Raw genomic sequence first — 25,944 nt, 5'->3', positions numbered from 1 at the left:
GAAGGAATTTGCAGATGGCTTCGATTATCAAGAACCGCGCAGTGATCGACGACGCATGGCAGGTCGTGCGCGCGGCGGAAGACGGTGCGCTGCCCGCGGTCGACGCATTGCCGGCCGGCAAGGTGCTGGTGCCGTTCACCCTGTGGCAGGCCGAGCGCGCGGCGCTCGTCGCCGCGAAGACGAAGGACGAACTCGGCGTGTGGCTCGCGCCGGACAGCGAGCCGGCCGATCTCGTGGCCGACTTCGGTGCGATCTCGCTGATCGCCGTCGATTTCCCGCGCTTCGCGGACGGCCGCGGCTACAGCATCGCGCGCCTGCTGCGCGAGCGCCACGGCTGGACCGGCGAGCTGCGCGCGATCGGCGACGTGCTGCGCGACCAGCTGCTGTACATGTCGCGTTGCGGCTTCGACGCGTTCGCGGTGCGTGCCGACAAGGACATCCACGATGCACTGAACGCGTTCGGCGAATTCACGCAGCGTTACCAGGGCGCATTCGACGAGCCGGCGCCGCTGTTCCGCCGCCGCGCGGCCGCGGCCGACGCGAAGGTGAGCGCATGAGCGCCGCGACCGCACTGACGCCCGAACTGGCCGCGAAGGTCGAGCGCCTCGACGCGCTGCTCGCGCAGATCGGCGGGCGCCACGAGAAGGTGAAGTTCGCGAGCAGCCTCGCCGCGGAAGACATGCTGCTCACGCACGCGATCCTGTCGAAGGGCGTGTCGATCGGCATCTTCTCGCTGAACACCGGCCGCCTGCATGCGGAAACGCTGGGCATGATCGACCGCGTGCGCGAGCGCTACGGCTACGAGATCGAGCAGTTTCATCCGCAGCAGGACGCGGTCGACCAGTACGTCGCCGAGCACGGCCTGAACGCGTTCTACGAAAGCGTCGAGCTGCGCAAGTCGTGCTGCCACATCCGCAAGGTCGAGCCGCTGAACCGCGCGCTGGCCGACGTCGGCGCGTGGGTCACGGGCCAGCGTCGCGAGCAGTCGGTCACGCGTGCGGAGCTGCACGAGGAAGAACAGGACGAAGCGCGCGGGATCGCGAAGTACAACCCGCTCGCCGACTGGACGGAAGCCGACGTGTGGGCGTACCTGAAGGCGTTCGACGTGCCGGTCAATCCGCTGCACGCGCGCGGCTATCCGAGCATCGGCTGCGAGCCGTGTACGCGCGCGATCCGCCCCGGCGAGGACAGCCGGGCGGGCCGCTGGTGGTGGGAGTCGCGCGACACGAAGGAATGCGGGCTGCACATCACGATCACGCCGATTCCCGCGAACGCCGAAGCCGGCGCCGCGCACTGAAAGCCGACAAGAAACCGAATATTGCGCCGCCCGCGACAGCGGGCGGCACGAACCCAGAAGAGAAGGACTGAAATCATGAGCACGACGCTCGAGCAATCCGCCTTTGCCCCGCCCACCGGTGCCGACGACCGCATGGGCCACCTCGACTGGCTCGAAGCCGAGTCGATCCACATCCTGCGCGAACTCGTTGCCGAATGCAGCAAGCCGGCGCTGTTGTTCTCGGGCGGCAAGGACTCGGTCGTCGTGCTGCACCTCGCGCTGAAGGCGTTCGGCCTCGGCGCGAACCGCAAGACGACGCTGCCGTTCCCGCTCGTGCACATCGACACGGGCCACAACTACGAGGAAGTGATCGACTTCCGCGACCGCCGCGCGCAGGAGCTCGGCGCCGAGCTGGTGGTCGGCCACGTCGAGGATTCGATCAAGCGCGGCACCGTCGTGCTGCGCCGCGAAACCGATTCGCGCAACGCCGCGCAGGCCGTCACGCTGCTCGAGACGATCGAACAGCACGGCTACACGGCGCTGATCGGCGGCGCGCGCCGCGACGAAGAGAAGGCGCGCGCGAAGGAGCGGATCTTCTCGTTCCGCGACGAATTCGGCCAGTGGGATCCGAAGGCGCAGCGCCCGGAACTGTGGAGCCTGTACAACGCGCGCCTGCACAACGGCGAGCACCTGCGCGTGTTCCCGATCTCGAACTGGACGGAACTCGACGTGTGGCAGTACATCGCGCGCGAAAACCTCGAACTGCCGTCGATCTACTACGCGCACCAGCGCGAGATCGTGCGCCGCAACGGGCTGCTCGTGCCGGTCACGCCGCTCACGCCGATGCGTGACGGCGAGACGAGCGAACTCGCGCAGGTGCGCTTCCGCACGGTCGGCGACATCAGCTGCACGTGCCCGGTCGAGAGCGACGCGGACGACGTCGAGAAGATCATCGCCGAGACGGCGGTGACCGAGATCACCGAACGCGGCGCGACCCGGATGGACGACCAGGCATCCGAAGCCGCGATGGAACAGCGCAAGAAGCAAGGTTATTTCTGAAGCACACGAGGACATTCACATCATGAGCATCATCGAGAACACCGAAGACCTCGGCGTGTTGCGTTTCATCACCGCGGGCAGCGTCGACGACGGCAAGAGCACGCTGATCGGCCGCCTGCTGTACGACAGCAAGGCCGTGCTGTCCGACCAGCTGTCCGCGCTGTCGCGCGCGAAGAACAAGCGCACGGTCGGCGACGAGATCGACCTCGCGCTGCTGACGGACGGGCTCGAAGCCGAGCGCGAGCAGGGCATCACGATCGACGTCGCCTACCGCTATTTCGCGACCGCGAAGCGCAAGTTCATCATCGCCGACACGCCGGGCCACGAGCAGTACACGCGCAACATGGTGACGGGCGCATCGACCGCGCACGCGGCGATCATCCTGGTCGACGCGACGCGCGTGACGATCGAGAACGGCGTGGCGGAACTGCTGTCGCAAACGAAGCGCCACAGCGCGATCGTGAAGCTGCTCGCGCTGCAGCACGTGATCGTCGCGATCAACAAGATGGACCTGATCGACTACAGCGAAGCGCGCTTCAACGAGATCCGCGACGCGTACGTCGCGCTCGCGAAGCACCTCGGCCTGAAGGACGTGCGTTTCGTGCCGGTGTCGGCGCTGAAGGGCGACAACATCGTCGGCGCGAGCGAGCGCATGCCGTGGTACGCGGGCGAGCCGCTGCTCGACCTGCTCGAATCGCTGCCGGTCGAGACGCAGGCGCACGACGCGCTGCGCTTCCCGGTGCAGTGGGTCGCACGCCAGGACGGCAGCTCGGCCGACGATTTCCGCGGCTACATGGGCCGGATCGAATCGGGCGAGGTGAAGGTCGGTGACGAAATCGTCGTGCTGCCGTCGAACCGCACTGCGACGATCGCCGAGATCATCGCGCCGGTGCCGGGCGGCACGGCGGCGGTCGCGCACGCGTTCGCGGGCCAGACGGTGACGATTCGCCTCGCGGAAGACGTCGACGTGTCGCGCGGCGACATGTTCGTCACGACCGCCGAGACGGTCGCGCCGGCGAAGAAGCTCGAGGCGGACCTGTGCTGGTTCGACGAGACGCCGCTGTCGCCGCAGCGCAAGTACCTGCTGAAGCAGACCACGAGCACGGTGTTCGCGAAGATCGGCGCGGTCAAGGAAGTGCTCGACGTGCATACGCTGTCGCACGCGACCGACCGCCAGGAACTGAAGATGAACGACATCGGCCGCGTCGCGCTGACGCTGCAGAAGCCGATCGTCTGCGACACCTACGATGCGCACCCGGGCACGGGCGCGTTCGTGCTGATCGACGAGGCGACGCACCACACGGTCGCCGCCGGCATGATTCGGGCGTTCTCGGCGTAACGGGCTTAACCGGCGGTCAGCGCCGCCCTCGAGGCGGCGCGGGCCGGCCGCCGTCCGCACGAGCAGGACCCCAAGCGAAGCGACAAACATGGGCAAGGTATATCTGATCGGAGCAGGGCCGGGCGCCGCGGACCTCATCACGGTGCGCGGCATGCGGCTGCTCGAACAAGCCGACGTCGTGCTGCACGACGCGCTCGTCGAGCCGGCGATGCTCGACTACGCACCGAACGCGCGCAAGATCGCGGTCGGCAAGCGTTGCGGGCAGCGTTCGACCGCGCAGCATTTCATCAACAAGCAGATCGTCGACGCGGCGCGCGAGCACGCGTGCGTGGTGCGCCTGAAGGGCGGCGACCCGATGCTGTTCGGTCGCGCCGAAGAGGAAATGCGCGCGCTCGAAGCGGCGGGCATCGATTTCGAGGTCGTGCCGGGCATCACCGCGGCGCTGGCCGGCGCGGCGACGCTGAAGCGCTCGCTGACGTTGCGCGGCGTGTCGCGCAGCGTCGCGTTCGCGACGCACAGCCGCGCACCGGGCAGCGACGAGATTCGCGAGGCCGCGCGCGCCGATTCGATCGTCTACTACATGGGCCGCGACAGTGCGCCGGGCATCGCGCAGGAACTGATCGACGCGGGCCGTGCGAGCGCGACGCCGGTGGCGATCGTCGAGGCTTGCAGCACCGCGCGCGAGCGCACGCTGACGCTGACGCTCGGGCAGATGGCGGCGGGCGGCGCGCAGGCGTGGCTCGACCCGGCGGAGCCGAGCCTGCTGATGATCGGCGATGCGTTCGCCGAACGCGTGCGGCACGCGAAAGAGGGCGCTGCGTTGCAGGATGCGGCCTGAGTCGAACGTGCGATCCGCAGGCAAAAAAAGCGCCGGCTTCCGAGGCCGGCGCTTTTTCGTTTGGGCTCGCCGCTTCGGCCAGCGATTCGCTTACGCGTCGTGGCCGAGCTGGTCGATGCAGTAGCGCGCGATCGCGTCGAGCACGCCGTCGTCTTCCCCGACGGCCGTCGCGCAACGGATCTCGACGCCCGGATGCGTGGCCCGGCATGCATCGACGAGCTGCGGCAGGTCGCGGCGGACATGCCCGCCCTGACCGAAGAACACGGGCACCACGGTGATGCGCGTGCAGCCGGCCGCGACTTGCGCGGCGACGGCCGTATCGAGCGATGGCGTCATCAGTTCGAGAAACGCGAGCGACACGTGCGGAGCAGGGGAGCCGGCCCCGCGCAGCCGCGCGGCGAGCCGCTCGAACGGCTCGGCCCAGCGCGGATCGCGTGCGCCGTGGCCGAACAGGACGATGCCGTGCGAACTCATGTCGAAGCCTCCGTCGTGACCGCGCTCAGTGCCGGTCGACCCACTTGAGCGCGAACAGGCCGAGCGCGAGATAGATGAGGCCCGGCGTCGCCGCGGTCAGCGGCGCGGGCCAGGTGTTCAGCGTGCCGATGTGCGAGAACAGCGTGTTGAGCAGCTGGAAGCTCATGCCGAGCATGATGCCGCCGAACACCTTCACGCCGACCACGCCGGCACGCGTGTGCAGGTACGCGAACGGTAGCGACAGCACGAGCATCACGAACACCGCGAACGGGTAGAGCAGCTTGCGCCACAGCGCGATGTCGTAGCGCTGCGTGTCCTGCTGGTTTTCGCGCAAGTGCTGGATGTAGCGGAACAGGTTGATGAGCGACATCCGTTCCGGCGACACGAGCAGCACCGACAGGATCTGCGGCGTCAGGTCCGAGCGCAGCCGGTATTCGGGCAGCGTCACCTGCTGCGACCGGTACACGGGGTTCAGCGCGTCGGCCGGTGCGCCGCCGACCGGCTTGATCGGCGTCAGTTCGGTTTCCGTGACGCCCTTGAGCAGCCAGTGGCCGGGCGGCTCGTAGCGGCCCGTCTGCGCGATCCGCACGTTCTGCAGCTGGAATTTCGAGTCGAACTCGTAGATGCGCACGTTGCTGATCGTCGAGTCGGGCGACAGGCTGCCGACGTTCACGAAGCGCGTGACCTGCTCGCCGTTCTCGCGGGCCGCGAGCGTGTCCTTCACCCATACGCCCGACTGGAAGTTCGACGACACCGACGCGCCGAGCGCCTGCAGCCGCACGCGTTCGGACAGCTGGTCGGCGTATGGGCCGACGAATTCGCCGATCAGGTAGGTGATGATCACGAGCGGCACGCCGATCTTCAGCAGCGAGCGCAGCGCCTGGTTGGTCGCGAGACCCGACACGCGGAAGATCGTGAATTCCGAGTTCGCGGCCATCTGCGCGAACACGTAGATCGCGCTGATCAGCGCGGCGACCGGGATGATCTCGTAGAAGCGCGACGGGGTCTGCAGCGCGACGCGCAGCACCGCGTAGCCGAACTTGTAGTTGCCGTGCCCGACCGAGTTCAGTTCGCTGATCAGGTCGAAGAAGAAGAACAGGCCCGAGAACGCGAACAGGATGAAGATGAACGTGACGTAGATCTGCCGCGCGAAGTATTTTTCATAGAGCCGCATCGATCATGCTCCCGAGCGGCCGAACAGCGCGCGTGTAAACAGCGGACGATTGCGCACGCGCAACCAGAAGATGAACGCGACGATCGCCGCGACGACCAGGTGCAGGCCGACGAGGCCGACGCCGAACGACATCTTGCCCTGCTCGATCTGCGCCTGCACGACGTTCAGCAGGTTCGAGTACGTCAGGTAGATCAGCACGGCCATCACGAGGTTGATCGTGCGGCTGCGGCGCGGGTTCTGGTACGACAGCGGAATGCCGAGCACCATCAGGTTGATCGCGATCAGCGGCAGCCCCGCGCGCCACGCGAATTCCGCGAGGTTGTCGCGCGTCGGGTTGCGCAGCAGGTCCGGTGTCGGCGTGCTGTTGGTGGTCGGCACGTTGGTGACCGGGGTGCTCGTGATCTTCACGCCGTAGCGCTGGAACTCCATGATCTTGAAGTTCGGCTGGCCGGGCGTGCCGTCGTAGCGGCGGCCGTCTTCCAGTACGACGAAGCGATCGCCGTCCTTCGTTTCCGTGTGGCCGGTGTGCGACACGACGACGTTGACCTTGCCGTTCTCGGTCGACGTGACGAACACGTTCTGCACCTTGCTCTGGTCCGGCGACATCTTCTCGATGAAGAACACGCGATGGTTCGAGGCCGATTCGCGGAACTGGCCCGGCGCGAGCAGCGAGATCTCGTCGCGCTGCTGGAAGCGCGCCTTGATCATCTTGCTCTGCTGGTTCGACCACGGCCAGCCGACGAACGCGAAGAACGCGATCAGCAGGACGATCGGCGTGGCGAACACGCCGATCGGCTTGATCAGGCGCGTGAGGCTCACGCCGGATGCAAGCCAGACCACCATTTCGGAGTCCCGGTACCACCGGGTCAGCACGAACAGGATCGACACGAACAGCGTGACGACGAGCATCACGGCGAGGTAGCCGATCACGGTCAGGCCGATCAGCACGAGCACGTCGCGCGGATCGATTTCGCCGGACGCGGCATAGCCGACGATGCGGATCATCATCGTCGTGAGCATGATCGTGAGCAGCACCATGAACACGGCGCCAGCCGTATACGCAAGCTCGCGCTGGAGGGAGCGTTCGAAGATCATTCTTGATGAGAAGAGGGCGGGAGGCTGCGCACGCGTGGTGGAGCGCTCGCGCCGCCACGGGAAAAATAGCGGATAATTGCGGCTTTCATCCTTAGCCCAGATTTTATCCGAGGACAAGCGCGATGGACTTTAGCATAAAAGGCTGTGATTGGAGCAAAGGCGAGGCCAAGGGGTTCCTGACCGGGAAGTCCGACTGCATCGTGCTCGGCATCTTCGAGGCGCAGACTCTCTCGGGCGCGGCGCTCGACATCGACACGGCCACCAAGGGGCTGATCTCGCGCGTGGTGAAGGCCGGCGACATGGACGGCAAGCGCGGCAAGACGCTGTTTCTGCACGAAGTGTCGGGCATCGGCGCATCGCGCGTGCTGCTCGTCGGCCTCGGCAAGCAGGATGCTTTCAATCAGAAAGCCTACAACGACGCAGTGACGGCCGCATGGCGCGCGCTGCTCGCGACCAAGGTCGGCCAGGTCACGTTCTCGCTCGCGCAGCTGCCGGTCGACGAGCGCAGCTCCGACTGGGGTGTGCGTGCGGCGATTCTCGCGCTGCGCAACGAGACCTACCGCTTCACGCAGATGAAGAGCAAGCCGGAACCGGCGTCGCACACGCTCAAGCGCGTCGTGTTCAGCGTCGATCCGGCCGATGAGAAGGCTGCGAAGCTGGCGGTCAAGCAGGCCGTCGCGCTGGCGAACGGGATGGACCTCACGCGCGACCTCGGCAACCTGCCGGGCAACGTGTGCACGCCGACCTATCTCGGCAACACCGCGAAGAAGATCGCGAAGGATTGGGGTCTGAAGGTCGAGGTGCTCGGCCTGAAGCAGATCCAGGCGCTCAAGATGGGCTCGTTCCTGTCGGTCGCGCGCGCGTCGGTCGAGCCGCCGCAGTTCATCGTGCTGCACTACCAGGGCGCCGCCGCGAAGGCCGCGCCGGTCGTGCTGGTCGGCAAGGGCATCACGTTCGACACGGGCGGCATCTCGCTGAAGCCGGGCGAGGGCATGGACGAGATGAAGTACGACATGTGCGGCGCGGGTTCGGTGCTCGGCACGATGCGTGCGGTCGCCGAAATGGGCCTGAAGATCAACGTCGTCGCGATCGTGCCGACCTGCGAGAACATGCCGGGCGGCAACGCGACCAAGCCGGGCGACATCGTCACCAGCATGAAGGGGCTGACGATCGAGGTGCTCAACACCGACGCCGAGGGCCGCCTGATCCTGTGCGACGCGCTCACTTATGCGGAGCGCTTCAAGCCGGCCGCGGTGATCGACGTGGCGACGCTCACGGGCGCCTGCGTGATCGCGCTGGGCGCCCACAACAGCGGCCTGTTCTCGAAGGACGACGCACTCGCGGGCGAACTGCTCGACGCATCGCGCGAAGCGAACGATCCGGCATGGCGCATGCCGCTCGACGACGAGTACCAGGATCAGCTGAAGTCGAATTTCGCGGACATCGCGAACATCGGCGGGCGTCCGGCCGGTGCCGTGACGGCGGCGTGCTTCCTGTCGCGCTTCACCGACAGCTATCCGTGGGCGCACCTGGACATCGCCGGCACCGCATGGAAGGGTGGCGCGGCGAAGGGCGCGACCGGCCGTCCGGTGCCGCTGCTCGCGCAGTTCCTGATCGACCGCGCCGGCCAGTGATGGCAGGTCTCACGACGATGCGGGTACGCGGGCAATGACGCGAATCGATTTCCATTCGAACGTCGGCGATTCGCTCGCATACGCATGCCGGCTGCTGCGCAAGGCCTACCAGGCCGGGCAGCCGGTCGTCGTGCTCGCGGAGCCCGCGCGCCTGCGTGCGCTCGACGAGCGGCTCTGGACGTTCTCGCCGCTCGATTTCATTCCGCACTGCGGCGTCGACAGCGCGCACGCGGCCGGCACGCCGATCGTGCTGGCCGCCGATCTCGACCAGGCGCCGCATCATCATGTGCTGCTGAACCTCGGCGCGGCCGTACCCGCGCAGTTCGCCCGCTTCGAGCGCCTGCTCGAAGTGGTCGGCAATGCGCCGGACGAGCTGGCCGCGGGCCGCGACCGCTACCGCTTCTATCGCGATCGCGGCTACGCGCTGAACAACTACAAGCAGGGCAGTTAGCCGAAACCGTCGACGGAGCGTTCCCGTGACACAAGCCGAATCCTCTTCGATCCCGACGCTGACCGACGTGCTGGTGCCGGGCAAGCCGGTGCCGGCGCGTTCGTCCGCGGCCGACGCGCCGCCGCACGACGTTGCCGCGGTGCCGGTGCTGACCGACGTGCTGGTATCAGGCCATCCGGCTCGGGCGTCCGCCGCGCCGGAGCAGCCGGGCACCGACCCCGAATTCGTGGTGGTCGAGCCGGTGCCGACGCCGGACATCCCGACCGTCGAATTGCCGGGCGACAGCGATGCGCCGGCGCAACCCGGTGCCGCCGGGCACGTCGTCGCCGAAGAGTCGGCTGCGGCGCAGGCGCCGCTGCGCTCGGCACTGGCCGCCGAAGACGAAGATGCGCAGCAGGCCGGCGTTGCCGCGATGCCGCGCGATGCTGGCGAAGCGATGCTGTCCCACGCGATTGCACCGGCTGCCGGCGGGCTGGCTACCGCTCAACTCACCGGCGCGTCGCATCCGGACGCGCATGTAGCCGCCGCGCTGACGGCGGAGGACACGCAGCATATCGCCGAGCGTCTGCGCAATCGGCTGACGAATTATCTGACCGGGGAAGGGCGCGAGGCCATCGAGGCCCGCTGTCGCGACGCGTTGCACGACCATACGGCCTGGCTCGTCGGCCAGATCACGCGCGAAGTGGCGCTGGCGCTCGAAACCGAAGTGATGGAGTGGGTTCGCGACGCGGTCGATGCGGAGATCGCCCGCCGCCGGACCGGTCATTCAGGCTGAGCCCGCCGCACGTTTCGTGCGCGGCTCCGGTCATCGTCGCTGACGATTGCCGGCCGGTTGCAACGACAAGCGCGGAACGCTGCCGGGTGCAGGGCACGGTGCGCGATGCACGCACCCGGTCATCCGGTTCAGCGCAGCGACAGCACCCATTGCGAGAGCGTGTGCGCTTCTGCGCTCGTCAACTGCGTGTTGGCGGGCATCGGCACGCCACCCCACACCCCGACGCTGCCTTTCACGATCGATTGCGCGAGGTAATCGACGGCGTCGGTGCGCGCCACGTACTTGCCGGCGATGTCGTGGAACGACGGGCCCATCAGCGGCTTGCCGACCGCATGGCAGGCCATGCAGTTCTTGCGCTGCGCGAGCGCGAACCCGTCGCCGGCCAGGTCGGCGTGTGCCGCCGCCGCGCTGCCGGTCAGCAGCGCCACCAGCAGCGCGCGCAATATCGTCTGTTTCATGCGGTTCTCCGCCGGCGGGGACGGCCGGCTTCACGGTCCGCGCATTATAAAAGCAAAGGGAAAGCGCGTTTTGCGCGTTTCCCCGGCGGCCGTTCGCAATGGGGTCGCATGCCCCGCGCGCCGCATCAGCCGGTGACGGCGCCCTGGTTCGCCGGACGCGCGAGCGCCGCGAACTTGGCGAGCACGCCGCGCGTGTAGCGCGGCGCCGGCTGCTTCCACGCGGCGCGCCGGCGCGCGAGTTCCGCGTCGTCGACGTTCAGCTGCAGCACCAGGCGGTGCGCATCGATCGTGATCGAGTCGCCTTCCTGCACGAGCGCGATCGTGCCGCCGACGAACGCTTCGGGCGCGACGTGCCCGACCACCATCCCCCAGGTGCCGCCCGAGAAGCGGCCGTCGGTGATGAAGCCGACCGATTCGCCGAGCCCCTTGCCGATGATCGCCGACGTCGGCGCGAGCATTTCCGGCATGCCGGGGCCGCCCTGCGGGCCGAGATAGCGCAGCACCAGCACGTCGCCCGCGCGGATCCTGTCGCCGAGGATCGCGTCCATCGCGCTTTGCTCGTCGTCGAACACGCGCGCCGGGCCGGTGATCACCGGGTTCTTCAGGCCGGTGATCTTTGCCACCGCGCCGTCTTCCGCGAGGTTGCCCTTCAGGATCGCGAGATGGCCTTCCCTGTACAGCGCGCGATCGATCGGGAAGATCACCTTCTGGTCCGCGCGCGGCACGCCCGGCACGTCCTTCAGCTCCTCGGCGAGCGTGCGGCCGGTGATCGTCATGCAGCCGCCGTGCAGCAGCCCCGCATCGAGCAGGATCCGCAGCACCTGGGGGATGCCGCCGGCCTGGTGCAGGTCGGTCGCGACGTACTGGCCCGACGGTTTCAGGTCGCAGATCACCGGCACGCGCTTGCGAATGCGCTCGAAGTCGTCGATCGTCCAGTCGACCTCGGCCGCGTGCGCGATCGCGAGATAGTGCAGCACCGCATTGGTCGAGCCGCCAGTCGCCATGATCAGCGATACCGCGTTCTCGATCGACTCCCTGGTGATGATGTCGCGCGGCTTCAGGTCGCGCTTTACGGCCTCGACCAGCACGCGTGCCGATTCGGCGGCCGAGTCGACCTTCTCCTGATCGGGGTTCGCCATCGTCGACGAGTACATCAGCGACATGCCGAGCGCCTCGAACGACGAGCTCATCGTGTTCGCGGTGTACATCCCGCCGCACGAGCCCGACGTCGGGCACGCGTTCTTCTCGACCCCTTCGAAATCCTCCTGCGACATCCGGCCCGCGGTGAACTCGCCGACCGCCTCGAACGACGACACGATCGTCAGGTCGCGGCCCTTCCAGTGGCCGGGGCGGATCGTGCCGCCGTACACGTAGATGCCCGGCACGTTCAGGCGCGCGAGCGCGATCATGCCGCCCGGCATGTTCTTGTCGCAGCCGCCGACCACCACCACGCCGTCCATCCACTGGCCCTGTACGCAGGTCTCGATGCAGTCGGCGATCACCTCGCGCGACACCAGCGAGTACTTCATCCCTTCGGTGCCCATCGACATGCCATCCGAGATCGTCGGCGTGCCGAAGATCTGCGGGTTGGCATCGGCCGCCTTCACCGCCGCGACGGCGGCATCGGACAGCCGCTGCAGGCCCGAGTTGCACGGCGTGATCGTCGAGTGGCCGTTCGCGATGCCGATCATCGGCTTGTCGAAATCGTCCTTCTGGTAGCCGAGGGCGTAATACATCGAGCGGTTCGGCGAACGGGCCACGCCTTGCGTGATGTGCTTCGAGCGACGGTTGTACGGCATGGGGGACTCCATCGTTGTATTGGCGACGCCCGCGATCGGCGCACCGGTTCGGATCAATCAAGCATGGAGTTTCCGGTTTGGGATGTCCAATATATTATTTGTCGCTTATTAAGTCTTTTTGCGAATGAGTGAGAGATGGCCGAACCGACGCCGGACCTGCGCCAGTGGCGCTATTTCGTGACCGTGGCCGACGAGCGCCATTTCGGCCGCGCGGCCGAGCGCCTGTCGATGACGCAGCCGCCGCTGTCGCAGGCGATCCGGGCACTGGAGGACACGCTCGGCGTCGCGCTGTTCGCGCGCACCAAGCGCTCGGTCGCGCTGACGGCGGTCGGTGCGGCGCTGTTGCCCGACGTGCGCCGGCTGCTCGCGTCGGCCGACGCGCTGCCGCCGCTCGCACGGCGCCTCGCGCGCGGCGAAGCCGGTTCGCTGTCGCTCGCGTTCGTGTCGACCGCCGATTACGGGCTGCTGCCGTCGCTGCTGCGCGCGTTCGGCGCGCGTTATCCGCAAGTGCGGCTGCAGCTTGCGGAGGCGACGAGCGACGTGCAGATCGACGAACTCGTCGCGGGCCGCATCGACGCGGGGCTCGTGATTCCGCCGGTGCCGCCGCGCCACGCGGCCGGGCTGTCGTACCTGCCGGTCGTGCGCGAGCCGCTGGTGGTCGCGATGCCGGCGGCCGCGGCGCACGGCGTGTCGGAAGACGAACCCGTGCATCTGGCCGACCTGGCCGCGCTGCCGCTCGTGATCTTCCCGCGTCGTTTGGCGCCCGGCTTTTATGACATCATTACGGGCTGCTACGGCGCGGCGGGGGAAACCCCGCGCATCGGCCAGGAGGCGATCCAGATGCAGACGATCGTCAGCCTCGTGTCGGCCGGCATGGGTGTCGCACTGGTGCCGCAGTCGCTGCGTAACCTGCGGCGCACCGGCGTGGTCTACCGGCCGCTCGCCGGCGACGCGCCGGTCGTCGAAACCGGCCTCGTGTGGCGCACGGGCGACGTCAGCCCCGTGCTCGCCGGCTTCATCGACGTCGTGCGCGCGCAGGGGCTCGCCACGTGACGCGAACGATGGCGCGCCGGCGCCGTCCAATGCGCGGTGCGGCGCCGGTGCGAGCGCCGTACCGCATTCGAAAACTTCATCGCTAACCCATGATCATTCACCCGAATTTCGACCCCGTAGCGATCCACCTCGGGCCGCTGGCCGTGCGCTGGTACGGCCTCATGTATCTCGTCGGCTTCATCGCGGCGATCGTCGTCGGCCGGATCCGCCTGAAGCTGCCGCACGTCGCGGCGCAGGGCTGGACCGCGAAGGACATCGACGACATGATGTTCTACGGCGTGCTCGGCACCGTGCTCGGCGGCCGGCTCGGCTACGTGCTGTTCTACAAGGCCGACTTCTACTTCTCGCATCCGCTCGACGTCTTCAAGGTGTGGGAAGGCGGGATGTCGTTCCACGGCGGCTTCCTCGGCGTGACGCTCGCGATGGCGCTGTTCGCATGGCAGCGCAAGCGCCACTGGCTGCAGGTCACCGACTTCGTCGCGCCGATGGTGCCGACCGGGCTCGCGGCCGGGCGGCTCGGCAACTTCATCAACGGCGAGCTGTGGGGCCGCGTGACCGATCCGAACGCGCCGTGGGCGATGCTGTTCCCGGGCGCGATGCGCGATGACGCGGCATGGCTGCCGAAGCATCCGGCGCTCGTCGAGAAGTGGCATCTGGCCGACGTGTTCATGCAGTACCAGATGCTGCCGCGCCATCCTTCGCAGCTCTACGAAATCGCGCTCGAAGGCATTGCGCTGTTCTTCGTGCTGTTCTTCTTCTCGCGCAAGCCGCGGCCGATGGGTGCGATCTCCGCGCTGTTCCTGATCGGCTACGGGCTCGCGCGTTTCACGGTCGAATTCGCGCGCGAACCGGACGACTTCCTCGGCCTGCTCGCGCTCGGCCTGTCGATGGGGCAGTGGCTGTCGCTGCCGATGATCCTCGCGGGCGTCGCGTTGCTGGTGTGGGCGTATCGCCGTCGCGCGGCGAATGCGGTCGCGTGATGTCGCGGCGTGATGCGGTTGCGTCACGCGCGAGCGGTGTGACGCGTGGCACGTGATGCGTGATGCCTGATGCGTGATGCCTGATGCGATGCGGACGCGCACGATCGGCGTGCGCGTCGATCGCAGGATCGCAAACGAAAAACGCCGGCCCGAGGGCCGGCGTTTTCACATCTGCCGCGTGTTGCGCAATGCGCGTTACTTCATCTGCACCGAGCCGTTGACCGTGACCGACACGGTCGCCTTGCCGCCTTCGACCGAAATCGGCGCGCTCATCTTCGCGCTGTCCATCGGTGCGGCGGCCATCGCCATCATGCGCGGGTACGGCTGCACGTTACGGCTGCCGCCGACGTTCACGTCGCGAATCGAGTAGCTGTTGTAGCCGAACGCCTTCGCGGCTTCGTCCGCGCGTGCGCGGAACGACTTGATCGCTTCGGTCGTGAGCTTCTGCTCGGCCGCGCGCTGCGCTTCGGGTGACAACGAGAACTCGACGTTCGCGATCTGCATCTGGTTCGACAACTGGCCCGCGAGCTTCGACGCCGCCGCGAAATCGCGCGATTCGAGCACGACTTCGGTACGACCGCGCCATGCGGAGATCTTCCCGTCGCGATCGGTGCTCGGATAGACGGAGAACGCGCCGGTGTGCGCGGTGACGCCCGACACGCCCTTCGCCTGCGCGAGCGCCGCGTCGGCGCGCTGGTTCAGCGCCGACGTCAGGCTGCCCGGGTCTTTCGCCTGCTGTTCGTAAAACAGCGTGATGTGGATGATGTCCTGCGGCACGTCGGCGCTGGCCTGCGACGACAGCGACAGCACGCCCGCCGGCTCCGGGAAGTGCGGGTTCGCGGTCTGCGCATGCGCGGCGGGCGACGCGAGCGTCAGCGCGACGGGCACGGCGGCGGCGAGGGCGAGCGACAGCGCGAGTGCGGATTTCTTGGTCATTGTTGGACTCCTTGTGCGAGGGCGCGCACGCGGATCACGCGTGCGCGACGCGGGCGTACCGCGCGACGAAAAACGGCCGCCGCCCGATCGCGGCGACAGCGGTTGCTTAGGCTGCGCGAACGCGCCGCGAGTTCCGTGGCGGTGGCGCGTGTTGACCGGATTTGACCTTTGGCGTGTGCTTGCCGCGCACGCCTACTTCATCAGCTTTTCGGTGATGAAGCGCCACTCGGCACGCGTGACGGGCGTGATCGACAGCCGGTTGCCGCGTGCGAGCACGCGCATGTCGGCGAGTTCGTCGTGTTCGCGCAGCGCGGCGAGCGGCACGAGCGGCGACTTCTTCACGAAGCGCACGTCGACGAGCAGCCAGCGCGGTGCTTCCTGCGTCGACTTCGGATCGTAATACGGGCTTGCCGGATCGAACTGGGTGGGGTCGGGGTAGGGCGTCGACGAGACTTCGGCGAGGCCCGCGATGCCCGGTTCCGGGCAGCTCGAGTGATAGAACAGCACGCCGTCGCCGATCTTCATCGTGTCGCGCATGAAATTGCGCGCCTGATAGTTGCGCACGCCGGTCCACGGCAGCGAGTGCTGCGGCGCGTGCGCGAGATCGTCGATGCTTGCTTCGTCCGGTTCGGACTTCATCAGCCAGTATTGCATGGATCGTGATCGACGCAGAAAGGGCTGCTACAAAAGGAAACGGCATCGGGACTTCCCGATGCCGTTGAATAGGCCCCCGCCTTGGCCGCTAGGCCGGCATCCTGAACCTGGGGTTCAGAATTGGTCGCAGTTAGCAGCACTTCGGGTACATCAGACAGAGTGACGCGCGCGCCCGTGCTACAAATTTCCGCAACCGTGCACATGGCATTGGTTCAAGGAATATATGACCTTGGCGAACCAGGCAGGGAAGCTGACTGAACTGTGTTTCGTTGCGCCAATTTGACCACCGTTGATCGCCGAGATCAAGGGGAATCGACGCATCGATCAAACGTTACTGCGTCTCGTGCTGTGCGAGCACCGCGCCGAGCTGTTCGTTCATCTGGTGCATTGTACGACGGATTTCTTCCGCCGGAAATGCTTCACCGTGACGCACGCTCGTTTGCAGCCGCAGCAATTCGGACGCGAGCGACAGCGCGGCCATGACCGCGATGCGGTCGGTGCCGCGCACCGAGCTGTTCGCGCGGATCTTCGACATTTCTGCGTCGACGCGTGCGACGGCCTCGAGCAGCGCCGCTTCGGTCTCGGCCGAACAGGCGAGCCGATAGGGCTGACCGAGAATCGAGACTTCGATCTGCTTGGTGCTCATGCATGTTCTCCGTGGCTGGCCGCGTCGTCGCTGTCCGTGCGCGCCTGCGCATCCAGCAGGTCGAGCTGGTTGTCGGCTTGCTCCGCGCTCTTCGTGCGCGGCAGCTTTTCGAGAATCGCATTCAGTTTGACCTGGGCGTCGTCGATCTTTGCCGACAGCGTGTCGCGCTCGGCCGCGAGCGCATTGCGTTCGTCGCGCAGTTGCGCGAGTTCCGCGCGGACCGTGTCCGCTTCCGCGCGCAATTGCGCGACCTGCTCCTCGAGCGCGAGCCGTTCCGAGTGATAGCGCTTGTTCAGCGAGATCAGACGGCCAATATTTTGAGATAAAGTTTCGAGTTCGTTGAGCATTTGCTGCGTCCTCTAAAGACCCAGCATTTTAGCGCGGAATAACGCGCATTCCGACATCTGTAACGTTTCCAGTCGTAACACCCCCGCTTCTTGCCGCGAATACACGGGTCCGGCACGTGTTCCGCATGCGTCCGGACGCTTCCTTGACGCTCGCGCGGCCCGCTCCTAAACTGGCGCCGCCTCGGTGCTCGCGCGTGCGTCGCGCGGTTAAACGGGAAGCAGGGCGCGTGCTCCGCCCGGAGTTCGCCAACCTGCGCTGCCCCCGCAACGGTAAGCGGCCGCGTCGCATGACGCAGGCCGGCTCGGGCGCGTTTCGCGTGCAGGTCGCACGCTGGCGCGGGCCACTGCGCGTGATACGCGCGGGAAGGCGAGCCGGTACGCCGCCAGCCCGGATACCGGCCGAGGCGAGGAGCCTGCACGGCTTCATGACGCACGGCCCGCGGGGAAGCGGGGCGCGCAGTGCTTCACGGGACTTGTCTTCGATGCTGACCCCAATCGTCCGCACGGCGTGCGGCGCACGCTGCGGAATGTCGCCTGCCGCCATCGCGCGGAGCGCAGCGCACGCCGATTCGTCCGGATCGGCGACGACGCCGGTCGTCGCGGCACCGCGCCCGGTCGCTTGGCGCGACGCTGTCCCCTTGCTGCCGGCCGCCGTGGTTGCCGCACCGAGCGTGCCTGACGGTGACGCAAGCGCGATGCCGATCGACCCGCTGCGACGGCTTCCACTATATTGCGCAGAACGTGGGCCGCGCGAGGATGCGGCGCGACGGATCGCGCGCGTGTCACGTCGGTGCGACCGGCACGCGGCCGGCCGCCGCATCGCGGGACCCGGGCGACGAAATGCGGAATCCGGGTGCCGATCGTCGCGCGCGGTATGGGGCGTCGCCGGCCGTGAATCATGCGTCATGCCGCGCATGGCATCCTGGCCGTGCGTGCGATGACATCACCGGGCACGGTTCGTCCGTGCATGCATCAACAACCTGTTCGACGAGGATGACGAGCTTGCGTATGCCTACGACACGCCGTAGCGCGACGCCGGTGCCGAGCCCGGCCGGCCATGACGGTCAGCGAAAGCGTCACGCGTCATGCGCGATGCCGTGCGGCGCATGAGCGCCGCGCGTGCCGCCGCGATCTGGGCCGCGCTCGCGGCCGTGGTCGCGTTGCTGTTCGTCGCGTCGCTGTCGATCGGCAGCGTGCCGATGTCGCCGTGGCAGGCGCTCGCGTCGCTCGTGCCGCACGGCGGCGACGCACTGCTCGCCGACATCGTGCGCACGTTGCGGCTGCCGCGTGCGCTCGCGGGCTTCGCGTGCGGCGCGCTGCTCGCGCTGGCCGGTGCGCTGCTGCAGGTGCTGTTGCGCAATCCGCTCGCGGAGCCGTACGTGCTCGGCGTGTCGGGCGGTGCGGCCGGCTTCGCGCTCGTCGCGATGATCGCGGGCGCCGCGTGGTGGCTCGTCGATGCGGCCGCGTTCGCCGGCGCGCTCGTGTCGGTCGCGCTCGTGCTCGGGCTTGCGCGCCGCGAACTGTGGCGCGGCGATGCGCGCGACGCGTCGCCGCGGCTGCTGCTCACGGGGGTCGTGATCGCGGCCGGGTGGGGCGCGCTCGTCACGCTGCTGCTGTCGCTCGCGCCCGACGCGCGGCTGCGCGGCATCATCTTCTGGCTGACGGGCGATCTGAACGGCGTGACGGCGCCCTGGTTCGCATGGGGCGCGCTGCTGCTGGCCGCCTGCGTCGCGCTGCCGGCCGCGCCGCAACTCAACGTGCTGCTGCGTGGCGACGCGACCGCGCTCGCGCTCGGCGTGCCGGTCGCGCGGCTGCGCATGCGGATCTACCTCGTCGCGTCGCTGGCCGCCGCGGCCGCGGTGACGACGGCCGGCACGATCGGTTTCGTCGGCCTCGTCGTGCCGCACGCGCTGCGGCTCGCATTCGGCAACGACCAGCGCATGCTGCTGCCCGCCGCGATGCTCGCGGGCGGCGGCGGCGTGATGGCGGCCGACCTGCTCGCGCGCACCGCCATCGCGCCCGCGCAATTGCCGGTCGGCGTGATGACCGCGTTGATCGGTGTGCCGGTGTTCCTGTGGATGTTGCTGAGGAGACCGATGCGATGACGCATGCCGCACCGCACACCGCCGGCGACGTGACCTATGCGGCGGTCGACCTCACGCTGCGGGCCGGCGCACGGACCCTGCTCGACGGCTTCACGCAGGCGTTCCGGCCCGGCGAGATCTGGTGCGTCGCGGGGCCGAACGGCGCAGGCAAGACGACGCTGCTCGCGACGCTCGCGGGCCTGCAGCGGCCGGCCGGCGGGCAGGTCGAGATCGACGGCCGGCCGCTCGCCGCCTGGCCGCCCGAACAGCTCGCACGGCGCCGCGCGCTGATGCCGCAGCAACTGCACGACGCTTTCAGCGCGACGGTATTCGACACGGTGCTGCTCAACCGCTTTCCGTATCTCGGCGGCTGGGGCTGGGAGCGCGAGGCAGACCGCGCGGCCGCGCGCGATGCGCTCGCGACGTTCGGGCTGAGCGCGCTCGCGTCGCGCGACGTGCTGTCGCTGTCGGGCGGCGAGCGGCAGCGTGTCGCGCTGGCCGCGACGCTGTGCCAGGACGCGCCGCTGATGCTGCTCGACGAGCCGCTCGCGCATCTCGACCTGCATCATCAGATCGACGGCCTGACCGCGCTGAGCGTTTGGCTCGACGCGGGTCCGCGCACGGTGCTGTTCTCGTGCCACGACCTGAATCTCGCACGGCGTTTCGCGACGCACGCGCTGTTGCTCGACGGCCGCGGCCATGCGTCGGCGGGCCCCGTGCTCGACGTGCTGACGCCGGCGCGCGCGAGCGACGCGTTCGGCTATCCGCTCGTGCTGATCCGCGAGAACGGCCGCGATGCGCTGCTGCCCGCGTGGCCCGAGCGACGATGAATTTCCTTCTTTCGATGCGCGGCAGCGGCCGCACCAACGAGGCAACCTTCCGATGACGAACCCGACCGACTTCCCGCCCGCGATCGCGCCGCTCGACGACACGCTGCGCAAGCGTCTGCAGCATGTGATCGATCACAAGACCAAGCCGCCCGGCAGCCTCGGCCAGCTCGAGGCGCTCGCGCTGCAGATCGGCCTGATCCAGCGCACCGAGCGGCCGCACGTGCAGCGTCCCGTGACGATCGTGTTCGCCGGCGACCACGGGATCGCGGCCGAGGGCGTGAGCCCGTATCCGCAGGCGGTCACCGCGCAGATGGTCGCGAACTTCCTGGCCGGCGGCGCGGCGATCAATGCGTTCTCGGGCGTCGCGCAGAGCGTGCTCGAGATCGTCGATGCGGGCGTCGCGTCGCCGCTGCCGGTGTCCGACCGGCTCGTGTCGCTGCCGGTCGCGCGCGGCACGCGCAACTTCGCGGTCGAACCCGCGATGACGCACGACGAGGCGAAAACGGCGCTCGCCGCGGGTGCCGCGCGCGTGCGCGTGCACGCGTCGCTCGGCACGAATGTGATCGGCTTCGGCGAAATGGGGATCGCGAACACGTCGTCGGCCGCGTGCCTGATGAGCCGTCTGCTCGACGTGCCGATCGACGCGTGCGTCGGGCGCGGCACGGGTCTCGACGACCAGGGGCTCGCGCACAAGCGCGCGGTGCTCGGCCGCGCGCTCGTCCGGCATTCGCATGCGATCGCGCCGCTCGACGTGCTCGCGACGTTCGGCGGCTTCGAGATCGCGATGATGACGGGCGCATATCTCGCGGCCGCGAGCGAGCGGATGACGATCCTCGTCGACGGCTTCATCGCGACGGCCGCGTTGCTCGTCGCCGAGCGCATCGCGCCCGGCGTGCGCGACTACTGCGTGTTCTCGCATGCGTCGCACGAGGCCGGGCACCGGCGCATGCTCGAGCATTTCGGCGCGAAGCCGCTGCTCGCGCTCGACCTGCGGCTCGGCGAGGGCACGGGTGCCGCGCTCGCGCTGCCGCTGGTGCGCGCGGCGGCCGCGTTCCTTACCGAGATGGCGAGCTTCGAATCCGCGGGCGTCGACAATCGTGACGCCTGAACGCGCGCAGGGCGTACGCGCCGAGCTGCGCTACTTCTTCGTCGCGCTCGGCTATTTCACGCGCGTGCCGGTGCCGCGCGCGATCGGCTACGCGGCCGGCGATCTCGATCAGGCCGCACGCTACTTCCCGCTGGTCGGCGCGTGCGTCGGCGCATGGGGCGCGCTCGTCTATCTCGCGGCGCTGCGCGTGCTGCCGGCGTCGATCGCGGTGGGGCTGTCGATGGCCGCGACGCTGCTCGCGACCGGCGCATTCCACGAGGATGGCCTGGCTGACAGCTGCGACGCGTTCGGCGGCGGCTACGCGCGCGACGACGTGCTGCGCATCATGCACGATTCGCGCATCGGCACGTTCGGCGCGGCCGCGCTCGTGATCGCGCTTGGCCTGAAATGGCAGGCGCTCGCGGCCATGCCGCCGCTGCGCGCCGCGTGGACCATGATCGCCGCGCATGCGGCGAGCCGCGCGGGGGCCGTGAGCCTGCTGATGTCGCTCGACTACGTCCGGCCGGAAGGCAAGGCAAAACCGGTCGCACGGCGCATGGGCGCGCGCGCGGCCTGCGTCGTGGCCGCATTCGGGTTGCCGTGGCTGTTCTGGCCGGACTGGCGCGCGGGCGTCGCGGCCGTCGTCGCGCTCGTGCTCGTGCGCGCATGGGCGGCCCGCTATTTCGTGAAGCGGATCGGCGGTTATACGGGCGACTGCCTCGGCTTCGCGCAGCAGTTGAGCGAGCTGGCGATCTATCTCGTGGTGCTCGGATGGATCTCGTCCTGATTCGCCATCCGGCCGTCGCTGTCGAGCCGGGCGTGTGCTACGGACGCAGCGACGTGCCGCTCGCCGCACCGGCCGAGGCGGGGGCGCGGACCATGCGCGAGCGTCTGGCGGCGCTCGGGGCGCCGTTGCCCGCGCAGGTCTGGACGAGTCCGCTCACGCGTTGCGCGTCGGTCGCCGAGCGGCTTGCGCAAGCGTTCGACGTGCCGCTGCGGCGCGACGCGGGCTGGCAGGAAATGGACTTCGGCGCGTGGGAGCTGCAGCGCTGGGACGACATCGACCGCGCCGCGCTCGATGCGTGGGCGGCCGACCTGATGCATGCGTGCGCGCATGGCGGCGAGAGTGTCGCGCGGTTCGTCGAGCGCGTGGCGCGCGTGGCCGGCGAGGTCGCGCAGGCCGACGCGCCGCAATGGGCGATCACTCATGCAGGCGTGATTCGCGCCTTCGCGTCGCATGCGCTGCGCGTGCCGCTCGATACGCTGCTGTCACGACCGGTGCCGACGGGCGGCGTCGTCTGGTTGCGCATGGAGGATGCTGCCCGCACGTGGGAAGTCGTCCACTGGGACGCGTAGGCAGTCGCGTGCTCGTCTGACGCGCGCAAGGGCATCAGGGCCCGAAATCAGCGTCGGATGGAGGATGCCGCCCGCATGTGGGAAGTCGCCCACTGGGACGCGTAGGCTGTCGCGTGCTCGTCTGACGCGGGTGAGGGCATCAAGGCCCGAAATCAGCGCGCCGGCCGCCGCGCCCGCGCCGCGTCGAGATCCTCGCACAGCGCGGCCGCGCCTTGCGCGATCCGCGGCGACGGCCGCGTCAGCAAATCGCCGTCGATCGCGAACAGGTTGTTGCGCGCCACGGCCGTCAGCGCGGGCCATGCACGCCAGCGCGCGAGGCTCGGCAGCGGCGTGTCCGAGCGTGTCGCGCCGGCGCTCGTCGTCACGATCGCTTCCGGATTCGCCGCAAGCACGGCCTCGTCGGTGACGGTCGGCGCGAGCGGCTTCAGCGCCGCGAACACGTTACGGCCGCCGCACAGCGTGACGACGTCGTTGAACAGATGCGCGCCGTTGAGCGTCGTCAGCGGCCGGTCCCATACCTGGAAGAACATCGTGACGGGCGGGCGTGCCGCGTAACGCGCGCGCAGCGTCGCGATGTCGCGCGAAAACGATGCCGCGGCCGCGTCGGCGACCGGTTCCGTGCCGAGCAGCGTGCCGAGACGGCGCAGCGACGTCGCGACGTCGTCGAGATGCTTCGGTTCGCTGAAGAACAGCGGAATGTGCAGCGCACGCAGCGCGTCGGTCTGCCGCTCGGCATTGCCGTGCCGCCAGACGACGATCAGGTCGGGCTTCAGCGCGGCGATCCGCTCGAGGTCGAGCGCCTTGTTGTCGCCGACGCGCGGCACGGCCTGCGCGGCGGGCGGGTAGTCGCTGTACGTGACCGTGCCGACCAGCTTCGTGCCGCCGCCGGCCGCATAGACCAGTTCGGTCGCATGCGGCGCGAGGCTGATCACGCGTTGCGCCGGTGCGGGCAGCGTGACGGCATTGCCTGCATCGTCGCGGGTCGTGATGTCGGCGTGAGCGAAGGGCGCGAGCGCGACCAGCATCGCGAGCGCCGGGAGTCGGCGCAACGGGCGGGCGTTCATGCGGATGCCCGTTGCAGCGTCGGCACGCACTGCGCGAGCGCGTCGGCGACGCGCTGCCATTCGGCTTCGTTGCCCGGCAGGCCGACGCGCACGCTCGACGGTTGCGCGAAGTGCCGCGTCCAGATTCCGTGCGTGGCGAGTGCCGTATGCAGCGCGGCGGCGCGCGGGTCGTCGGTCCAGCTGAACAGCGGCGTCGCGTGCACCGCGAAGCCGTACGCGCGCAGCAGCGCGGCGAGGCGTGCGCCGTCGGCCGCGAGCCGCTCGCGCGCGGCGGCCTGCCATGCGCGGTCGGCGAACGCGGCGGCGACCGCGTGACGTGCGGGGCCGCTGACGGTCCACGCGCCGAGCATGTCGCGCAGCGCGGCGATCAGTTCGGGACGCGCGAGCACGAAGCCTGCGCGAATGCCGGCGAGCCCGAAGAACTTGCCGACCGAGCGCAGCACGACGAGGCCCGGACGATCGGTGTACTGCGCGAGCGATGGCGTGGCGCCCGTATCCGCGAAGGCCTCGTCGACGATCAGCGTGCCGCCGCGTGCCGACAGTTGCGCATGCCAGCCGAGCAGCCGTTCGGTCGGCACGAACTCGGCTGTCGGATTGTTCGGATTCCCGACGATGACGTGACGCAGCGTCGCAGGCAACGCGTCCGAGGCGATGTCGAGCGGGACGACACGATGGCCGTGGCGCGCGAAGGCAGGCGCGTATTCGCCGTACGCGAGCGGTGCGACGCCGGCGTCGCCGGCCGGCAGCAGTGCGGGCAACGCGCGGATCGCGGCCTGGCTGCCGGCGACCGGCAGCACGTGCGCGGCATCGGGTGCGCCGTAGTAGCGGGCCGCGCATGCGGCGAGCGTGTCGCCGTCGTCGGGCAGCCGGCGCCATGCGTCGGCCGGAACCGGCGGCACCGGATAGCCGACCGGATTGATGCCGGTCGACAGGTCGAGCCAGGCGTCGTACGGAATGCCGTGGCGCCGCGCGGCTTCGTGCAGGTTGCCGCCGTGCGGGATGCGTGCGTCAGACATGATGGGTTGCGAGGATGAGTGCGCCGCTCGCGACGAGCAGTGCGAGCCACAGCGCGAGCGTGCGCGTGACGAGCGACAGCGCGGCGACGACGTGCGCGGCCGTCGCCGGTGCGCCGGTACCGAGGGCGGGACGGTCTTCGATTTCGCCGTGATAGACGGCCGGGCCGCCGAGCTGCACGTTCAGGCTGCCGGCGCCCGCGGCCATCACGGGGCCCGCGTTCGGGCTGTCCCAGTGGCGCGCCTGCGTGCGCCAGCAGCGCCACGCGGCGGCCGTGTCGCCGAGCAGCGCGTAGCTCGCGGCGGTGAGGCGTGCGGGAATCCAGTTGAGCGCGTCGTCGAGTCGCGCGGCGGCCCAGCCGAAGGTCAGGAAGCGCGGCGTGCGATAGCCCCACATCGCGTCGAGCGTGTTCGCGAGCCGGAACAGCAGCGCGCCGGGGCCGCCGGCGACGACGAACCAGAAGAGCGCGCCGAAGATCGCGTCGTTGCCGTTCTCGAGGGCCGATTCGACGGCCGCGCGCGACAGCGCGCCTTCGTCGGCTGCGCTCGTGTCGCGCGACACGATCCGTGCGGTCAGCGCGCGTGCGGCATCGAGATCGTGCCGCAGCAGCGCGGCGGCGATCGGCGCGACATGGTCGGCGAGGCTCTTCGCGCCGAGCGCGAACCACAGCAGCGCGACGTGCAGCGCGGCCGCGTGCGGCCACGGCAGCACGGCCGCGAGCCACGCGGCGACCACCACCGGCGGCACCACGGCCGCGACCCATGCGGCGACGCCGACCACGCGGCCGCGCCGGCCCGTGTTCAGCGCGCCTTCGATGCGCGCGGCAAGCCGGCCGAACGCGACGAGCGGATGCCAGCCGGCCGGTTCGCCGATCACACGATCGACGATCGCGGCCGCGACCGCGAGCATCGCGACGAGCGGCATCGACAGCATCAGCATGACGGCGCTCCGGCCTTGAGTTCGAGCGGCAGCCCGGCGACCAGTAGCGTCACGCGCGTCGCGAGCGCGGCGACGCGCTGGTTCAGGCGCCCGAGTTCGTCGACGTAGCGGCGTGTGACCGACCCGAGCGGCACGACGCCGAGCCCGATTTCGTTGCTGACGACGATCACCTTCGCACGCGCGCCACGCAACGCGTGCTCGAGCCGCTCGACCTGCGCCGCGTACTGCGCATCGTCGAGCGGTTCGCCGTCGAGCGGGCACAGCAGGTTCGTGAGCCACAGCGTCAGGCAGTCGACGAGCAGGCACGCGTGCGGATCGTCGAGCCGCGCGAGCGTGCCGGCGAGGTCGACGGGCGCGTCGGCGAAACCCCAGTCGGCCGGCCGGCGCGCGCGGTGATGCGCGATGCGCCGTTCGAATTCGGCGTCGGCGGCCGTCGCGGCCGCGGTCGCGATGTAGGTGACGGGGCGCCCGCTGTCGGCGGCGAGCCGCTCGGCGTGCGCGCTCTTGCCCGAGCGCGCGCCGCCGAGGACGAAGGTGAGGTCGTGCGGAATCATCGCGTGATTGTAACGGCGCGGGCGGCCG

At 69.1% G+C, this 25,944-nt stretch carries 28 protein-coding genes, 1 other RNA gene and 1 riboswitch; of the genes, 15 read left to right on the top strand and 14 right to left on the bottom strand.

Going from position 1 to position 25,944, the window contains the following annotated elements; translation table 11 throughout:
* Positions 1-14: 14 nt before the first annotated feature.
* From U5A56_RS09775 to cobA, 5 genes are all read left to right on the top strand, one after another.
* Positions 15-557, top strand: coding sequence for a DUF934 domain-containing protein (locus U5A56_RS09775; RefSeq protein WP_044845618.1), 543 nt, complete (start codon positions 15-17; stop codon positions 555-557).
* On the top strand, positions 554-1,297 hold the full coding sequence (locus U5A56_RS09770) for a phosphoadenylyl-sulfate reductase (RefSeq protein WP_321922036.1): 744 nt from the start codon (positions 554-556) through the stop codon (positions 1,295-1,297). Before U5A56_RS09775 ends, U5A56_RS09770 begins: the two co-directional genes overlap by 4 nt.
* A 75-nt stretch (positions 1,298-1,372) precedes the next feature.
* Positions 1,373-2,335, top strand: coding sequence for a sulfate adenylyltransferase subunit CysD (cysD, locus tag U5A56_RS09765; RefSeq protein WP_044845620.1), 963 nt, complete (start codon positions 1,373-1,375; stop codon positions 2,333-2,335).
* A 22-nt stretch (positions 2,336-2,357) separates the two neighbouring features.
* On the top strand, positions 2,358-3,674 hold the full coding sequence (locus U5A56_RS09760; protein WP_321922033.1) for a sulfate adenylyltransferase subunit 1: 1,317 nt from the start codon (positions 2,358-2,360) through the stop codon (positions 3,672-3,674).
* A gap of 88 nt (positions 3,675-3,762) precedes the next feature.
* Entirely contained in the window at positions 3,763-4,512 is a 750-nt protein-coding gene (gene cobA, locus U5A56_RS09755; RefSeq protein ID WP_044845622.1) for a uroporphyrinogen-III C-methyltransferase, read from the top strand.
* A 90-nt stretch (positions 4,513-4,602) separates the two neighbouring features.
* Here the strand turns inward: cobA and U5A56_RS09750 are convergent, their stop codons facing one another.
* The 3 genes from U5A56_RS09750 to lptF are packed head-to-tail and all read right to left on the bottom strand — an operon-like array spanning position 4,603 to position 7,255.
* Positions 4,603-4,986, bottom strand: a complete 384-nt coding sequence (locus U5A56_RS09750) for a CbiX/SirB N-terminal domain-containing protein (protein ID WP_321922031.1) — start codon at positions 4,984-4,986, stop codon at positions 4,603-4,605.
* A gap of 25 nt (positions 4,987-5,011) precedes the next feature.
* Complete coding sequence (lptG, locus tag U5A56_RS09745; protein ID WP_321802827.1) at positions 5,012-6,160, bottom strand: LPS export ABC transporter permease LptG; 1,149 nt, start codon at positions 6,158-6,160, stop codon at positions 5,012-5,014.
* Positions 6,161-6,163: 3 nt separating this feature from the next.
* Positions 6,164-7,255 carry an LPS export ABC transporter permease LptF gene (gene lptF / locus U5A56_RS09740; RefSeq protein ID WP_044845625.1) on the bottom strand — a complete coding sequence of 364 codons (1,092 nt, stop codon included), beginning with the start codon at positions 7,253-7,255 and terminating at the stop codon, positions 6,164-6,166.
* Between the two features lie 122 nt (positions 7,256-7,377).
* Here lptF and U5A56_RS09735 point away from each other — a divergent pair, with 122 nt between their 5' ends.
* The 3 genes from U5A56_RS09735 to U5A56_RS09725 are packed head-to-tail and all read left to right on the top strand — an operon-like array spanning position 7,378 to position 10,115.
* Positions 7,378-8,889, top strand: a complete 1,512-nt coding sequence (locus U5A56_RS09735; protein WP_044845626.1) for a leucyl aminopeptidase — start codon at positions 7,378-7,380, stop codon at positions 8,887-8,889.
* Between the two features lie 34 nt (positions 8,890-8,923).
* Positions 8,924-9,340, top strand: a complete 417-nt coding sequence (locus tag U5A56_RS09730; protein WP_006757287.1) for a DNA polymerase III subunit chi — start codon at positions 8,924-8,926, stop codon at positions 9,338-9,340.
* A gap of 25 nt (positions 9,341-9,365) precedes the next feature.
* Positions 9,366-10,115: a DUF2486 family protein gene (locus U5A56_RS09725; RefSeq protein ID WP_321922027.1), complete on the top strand. Its 750-nt coding sequence runs from the start codon at positions 9,366-9,368 to the stop codon at positions 10,113-10,115.
* A gap of 128 nt (positions 10,116-10,243) precedes the next feature.
* Here U5A56_RS09725 and U5A56_RS09720 read toward each other — a convergent pair whose 3' ends face one another.
* Positions 10,244-10,573, bottom strand: coding sequence for a c-type cytochrome (locus U5A56_RS09720; RefSeq protein WP_321922026.1), 330 nt, complete (start codon positions 10,571-10,573; stop codon positions 10,244-10,246).
* A gap of 125 nt (positions 10,574-10,698) precedes the next feature.
* Positions 10,699-12,372 (bottom strand): dihydroxy-acid dehydratase, encoded by a 1,674-nt coding sequence (gene ilvD, locus U5A56_RS09715; RefSeq protein WP_321922024.1) that lies wholly within the window; start codon positions 12,370-12,372, stop codon positions 10,699-10,701.
* A 135-nt stretch (positions 12,373-12,507) separates the two neighbouring features.
* Here ilvD and U5A56_RS09710 point away from each other — a divergent pair, with 135 nt between their 5' ends.
* Positions 12,508-13,425, top strand: coding sequence for a LysR substrate-binding domain-containing protein (locus tag U5A56_RS09710; protein ID WP_044845631.1), 918 nt, complete (start codon positions 12,508-12,510; stop codon positions 13,423-13,425).
* 89 nt (positions 13,426-13,514) lie between these two features.
* The gene (gene lgt, locus U5A56_RS09705; RefSeq protein ID WP_044845632.1) at positions 13,515-14,405 is read left to right on the top strand and encodes a prolipoprotein diacylglyceryl transferase; all 891 of its coding nucleotides are present in this window, start codon (positions 13,515-13,517) and stop codon (positions 14,403-14,405) included.
* Positions 14,406-14,600: 195 nt separating this feature from the next.
* On the opposite strand, the gene U5A56_RS09700 is transcribed toward lgt, so the two are convergent.
* The 5 genes from U5A56_RS09700 to U5A56_RS09680 form a co-directional block, all read right to left on the bottom strand.
* A complete protein-coding gene (locus tag U5A56_RS09700; protein ID WP_044845633.1) occupies positions 14,601-15,341 on the bottom strand; it encodes an SIMPL domain-containing protein in 741 nt (246 codons plus the stop codon).
* Positions 15,342-15,533: 192 nt separating this feature from the next.
* Positions 15,534-15,995 carry an EVE domain-containing protein gene (locus U5A56_RS09695; protein WP_044845634.1) on the bottom strand — a complete coding sequence of 154 codons (462 nt, stop codon included), beginning with the start codon at positions 15,993-15,995 and terminating at the stop codon, positions 15,534-15,536.
* Between the two features lie 69 nt (positions 15,996-16,064).
* A non-coding RNA gene (ssrS, locus tag U5A56_RS09690) (6S RNA) lies at positions 16,065-16,246 on the bottom strand.
* A gap of 80 nt (positions 16,247-16,326) precedes the next feature.
* Positions 16,327-16,641 (bottom strand): cell division protein ZapA, encoded by a 315-nt coding sequence (locus U5A56_RS09685; protein WP_011885730.1) that lies wholly within the window; start codon positions 16,639-16,641, stop codon positions 16,327-16,329.
* A complete protein-coding gene (locus tag U5A56_RS09680) occupies positions 16,638-16,988 on the bottom strand; it encodes an ATPase (RefSeq protein WP_044845635.1) in 351 nt (116 codons plus the stop codon). Before U5A56_RS09680 ends, U5A56_RS09685 begins: the two co-directional genes overlap by 4 nt.
* 165 nt (positions 16,989-17,153) lie before the next feature.
* A riboswitch (cobalamin riboswitch) is annotated at positions 17,154-17,407 on the top strand.
* Positions 17,408-18,094: 687 nt separating this feature from the next.
* On the opposite strand from U5A56_RS09680, the gene U5A56_RS09675 reads away from it, so the two are divergent.
* Genes U5A56_RS09675 through cobC form a run of 5 tightly spaced genes read left to right on the top strand, consistent with a single transcriptional unit; the run spans position 18,095 to position 22,345 of the window.
* Positions 18,095-19,093 (top strand): iron ABC transporter permease, encoded by a 999-nt coding sequence (locus U5A56_RS09675; protein ID WP_321922020.1) that lies wholly within the window; start codon positions 18,095-18,097, stop codon positions 19,091-19,093.
* On the top strand, positions 19,090-19,902 hold the full coding sequence (locus U5A56_RS09670) for an ABC transporter ATP-binding protein (protein ID WP_321922018.1): 813 nt from the start codon (positions 19,090-19,092) through the stop codon (positions 19,900-19,902). The genes U5A56_RS09675 and U5A56_RS09670 overlap by 4 nt, the downstream gene beginning before the upstream one ends.
* Before the next feature lie 52 nt (positions 19,903-19,954).
* Positions 19,955-21,010 carry a nicotinate-nucleotide--dimethylbenzimidazole phosphoribosyltransferase gene (gene cobT, locus U5A56_RS09665; RefSeq protein ID WP_044845637.1) on the top strand — a complete coding sequence of 352 codons (1,056 nt, stop codon included), beginning with the start codon at positions 19,955-19,957 and terminating at the stop codon, positions 21,008-21,010.
* Positions 21,000-21,776: an adenosylcobinamide-GDP ribazoletransferase gene (locus tag U5A56_RS09660; RefSeq protein ID WP_321922016.1), complete on the top strand. Its 777-nt coding sequence runs from the start codon at positions 21,000-21,002 to the stop codon at positions 21,774-21,776. Before cobT ends, U5A56_RS09660 begins: the two co-directional genes overlap by 11 nt.
* Entirely contained in the window at positions 21,761-22,345 is a 585-nt protein-coding gene (cobC, locus tag U5A56_RS09655) for an alpha-ribazole phosphatase (RefSeq protein ID WP_321922014.1), read from the top strand. The genes U5A56_RS09660 and cobC overlap by 16 nt, the downstream gene beginning before the upstream one ends.
* 152 nt (positions 22,346-22,497) lie before the next feature.
* Here cobC and U5A56_RS09650 read toward each other — a convergent pair whose 3' ends face one another.
* The 4 genes from U5A56_RS09650 to cobU are packed head-to-tail and all read right to left on the bottom strand — an operon-like array spanning position 22,498 to position 25,916.
* A complete protein-coding gene (locus U5A56_RS09650) occupies positions 22,498-23,409 on the bottom strand; it encodes a cobalamin-binding protein (protein ID WP_321922012.1) in 912 nt (303 codons plus the stop codon).
* Complete coding sequence (gene cobD, locus U5A56_RS09645; RefSeq protein ID WP_321922010.1) at positions 23,406-24,425, bottom strand: threonine-phosphate decarboxylase CobD; 1,020 nt, start codon at positions 24,423-24,425, stop codon at positions 23,406-23,408. Before cobD ends, U5A56_RS09650 begins: the two co-directional genes overlap by 4 nt.
* Positions 24,418-25,362 carry an adenosylcobinamide-phosphate synthase CbiB gene (gene cbiB / locus U5A56_RS09640; RefSeq protein ID WP_321922008.1) on the bottom strand — a complete coding sequence of 315 codons (945 nt, stop codon included), beginning with the start codon at positions 25,360-25,362 and terminating at the stop codon, positions 24,418-24,420. Before cbiB ends, cobD begins: the two co-directional genes overlap by 8 nt.
* Positions 25,356-25,916, bottom strand: a complete 561-nt coding sequence (cobU, locus tag U5A56_RS09635; RefSeq protein ID WP_321804744.1) for a bifunctional adenosylcobinamide kinase/adenosylcobinamide-phosphate guanylyltransferase — start codon at positions 25,914-25,916, stop codon at positions 25,356-25,358. Before cobU ends, cbiB begins: the two co-directional genes overlap by 7 nt.
* Between the last annotated feature and the right edge of the window lie 28 nt (positions 25,917-25,944).

It is taken from the genome of Burkholderia sp. BCC1998 (genome assembly GCF_905339875.1).
Classification (GTDB): Bacteria; Pseudomonadota; Gammaproteobacteria; order Burkholderiales; family Burkholderiaceae; genus Burkholderia.
Note: the sequence above shows the minus strand (reverse complement) of the source record. Positions and strands in the feature narration are given on the sequence as shown.

Excerpts from the sequence above, each read along its gene's own strand:
- U5A56_RS09775 (WP_044845618.1), top strand. The coding sequence starts at position 15 with ATGGCTTCGATTATCAAGAACCGCGCAGTGATCGACGACGCATGGCAG.
- U5A56_RS09770 (WP_321922036.1), top strand. The coding sequence starts at position 554 with ATGAGCGCCGCGACCGCACTGACGCCCGAACTGGCCGCGAAGGTCGAG.
- cysD (WP_044845620.1), top strand. The coding sequence starts at position 1,373 with ATGAGCACGACGCTCGAGCAATCCGCCTTTGCCCCGCCCACCGGTGCC.
- U5A56_RS09760 (WP_321922033.1), top strand. The coding sequence starts at position 2,358 with ATGAGCATCATCGAGAACACCGAAGACCTCGGCGTGTTGCGTTTCATC.
- cobA (WP_044845622.1), top strand. The coding sequence starts at position 3,763 with ATGGGCAAGGTATATCTGATCGGAGCAGGGCCGGGCGCCGCGGACCTC.
- U5A56_RS09750 (WP_321922031.1), bottom strand. The coding sequence starts at position 4,986 with ATGAGTTCGCACGGCATCGTCCTGTTCGGCCACGGCGCACGCGATCCG.
- lptG (WP_321802827.1), bottom strand. The coding sequence starts at position 6,160 with ATGCGGCTCTATGAAAAATACTTCGCGCGGCAGATCTACGTCACGTTC.
- lptF (WP_044845625.1), bottom strand. The coding sequence starts at position 7,255 with ATGATCTTCGAACGCTCCCTCCAGCGCGAGCTTGCGTATACGGCTGGC.
- U5A56_RS09735 (WP_044845626.1), top strand. The coding sequence starts at position 7,378 with ATGGACTTTAGCATAAAAGGCTGTGATTGGAGCAAAGGCGAGGCCAAG.
- U5A56_RS09730 (WP_006757287.1), top strand. The coding sequence starts at position 8,924 with ATGACGCGAATCGATTTCCATTCGAACGTCGGCGATTCGCTCGCATAC.
- U5A56_RS09720 (WP_321922026.1), bottom strand. The coding sequence starts at position 10,573 with ATGAAACAGACGATATTGCGCGCGCTGCTGGTGGCGCTGCTGACCGGC.
- ilvD (WP_321922024.1), bottom strand. The coding sequence starts at position 12,372 with ATGCCGTACAACCGTCGCTCGAAGCACATCACGCAAGGCGTGGCCCGT.
- U5A56_RS09710 (WP_044845631.1), top strand. The coding sequence starts at position 12,508 with ATGGCCGAACCGACGCCGGACCTGCGCCAGTGGCGCTATTTCGTGACC.
- lgt (WP_044845632.1), top strand. The coding sequence starts at position 13,515 with ATGATCATTCACCCGAATTTCGACCCCGTAGCGATCCACCTCGGGCCG.
- U5A56_RS09700 (WP_044845633.1), bottom strand. The coding sequence starts at position 15,341 with ATGACCAAGAAATCCGCACTCGCGCTGTCGCTCGCCCTCGCCGCCGCC.
- U5A56_RS09695 (WP_044845634.1), bottom strand. The coding sequence starts at position 15,995 with ATGCAATACTGGCTGATGAAGTCCGAACCGGACGAAGCAAGCATCGAC.
- U5A56_RS09685 (WP_011885730.1), bottom strand. The coding sequence starts at position 16,641 with ATGAGCACCAAGCAGATCGAAGTCTCGATTCTCGGTCAGCCCTATCGG.
- U5A56_RS09680 (WP_044845635.1), bottom strand. The coding sequence starts at position 16,988 with ATGCTCAACGAACTCGAAACTTTATCTCAAAATATTGGCCGTCTGATC.
- U5A56_RS09675 (WP_321922020.1), top strand. The coding sequence starts at position 18,095 with ATGAGCGCCGCGCGTGCCGCCGCGATCTGGGCCGCGCTCGCGGCCGTG.
- U5A56_RS09670 (WP_321922018.1), top strand. The coding sequence starts at position 19,090 with ATGACGCATGCCGCACCGCACACCGCCGGCGACGTGACCTATGCGGCG.
- cobT (WP_044845637.1), top strand. The coding sequence starts at position 19,955 with ATGACGAACCCGACCGACTTCCCGCCCGCGATCGCGCCGCTCGACGAC.
- cobC (WP_321922014.1), top strand. The coding sequence starts at position 21,761 with ATGGATCTCGTCCTGATTCGCCATCCGGCCGTCGCTGTCGAGCCGGGC.
- U5A56_RS09650 (WP_321922012.1), bottom strand. The coding sequence starts at position 23,409 with ATGAACGCCCGCCCGTTGCGCCGACTCCCGGCGCTCGCGATGCTGGTC.
- cobD (WP_321922010.1), bottom strand. The coding sequence starts at position 24,425 with ATGTCTGACGCACGCATCCCGCACGGCGGCAACCTGCACGAAGCCGCG.
- cbiB (WP_321922008.1), bottom strand. The coding sequence starts at position 25,362 with ATGCTGATGCTGTCGATGCCGCTCGTCGCGATGCTCGCGGTCGCGGCC.
- cobU (WP_321804744.1), bottom strand. The coding sequence starts at position 25,916 with ATGATTCCGCACGACCTCACCTTCGTCCTCGGCGGCGCGCGCTCGGGC.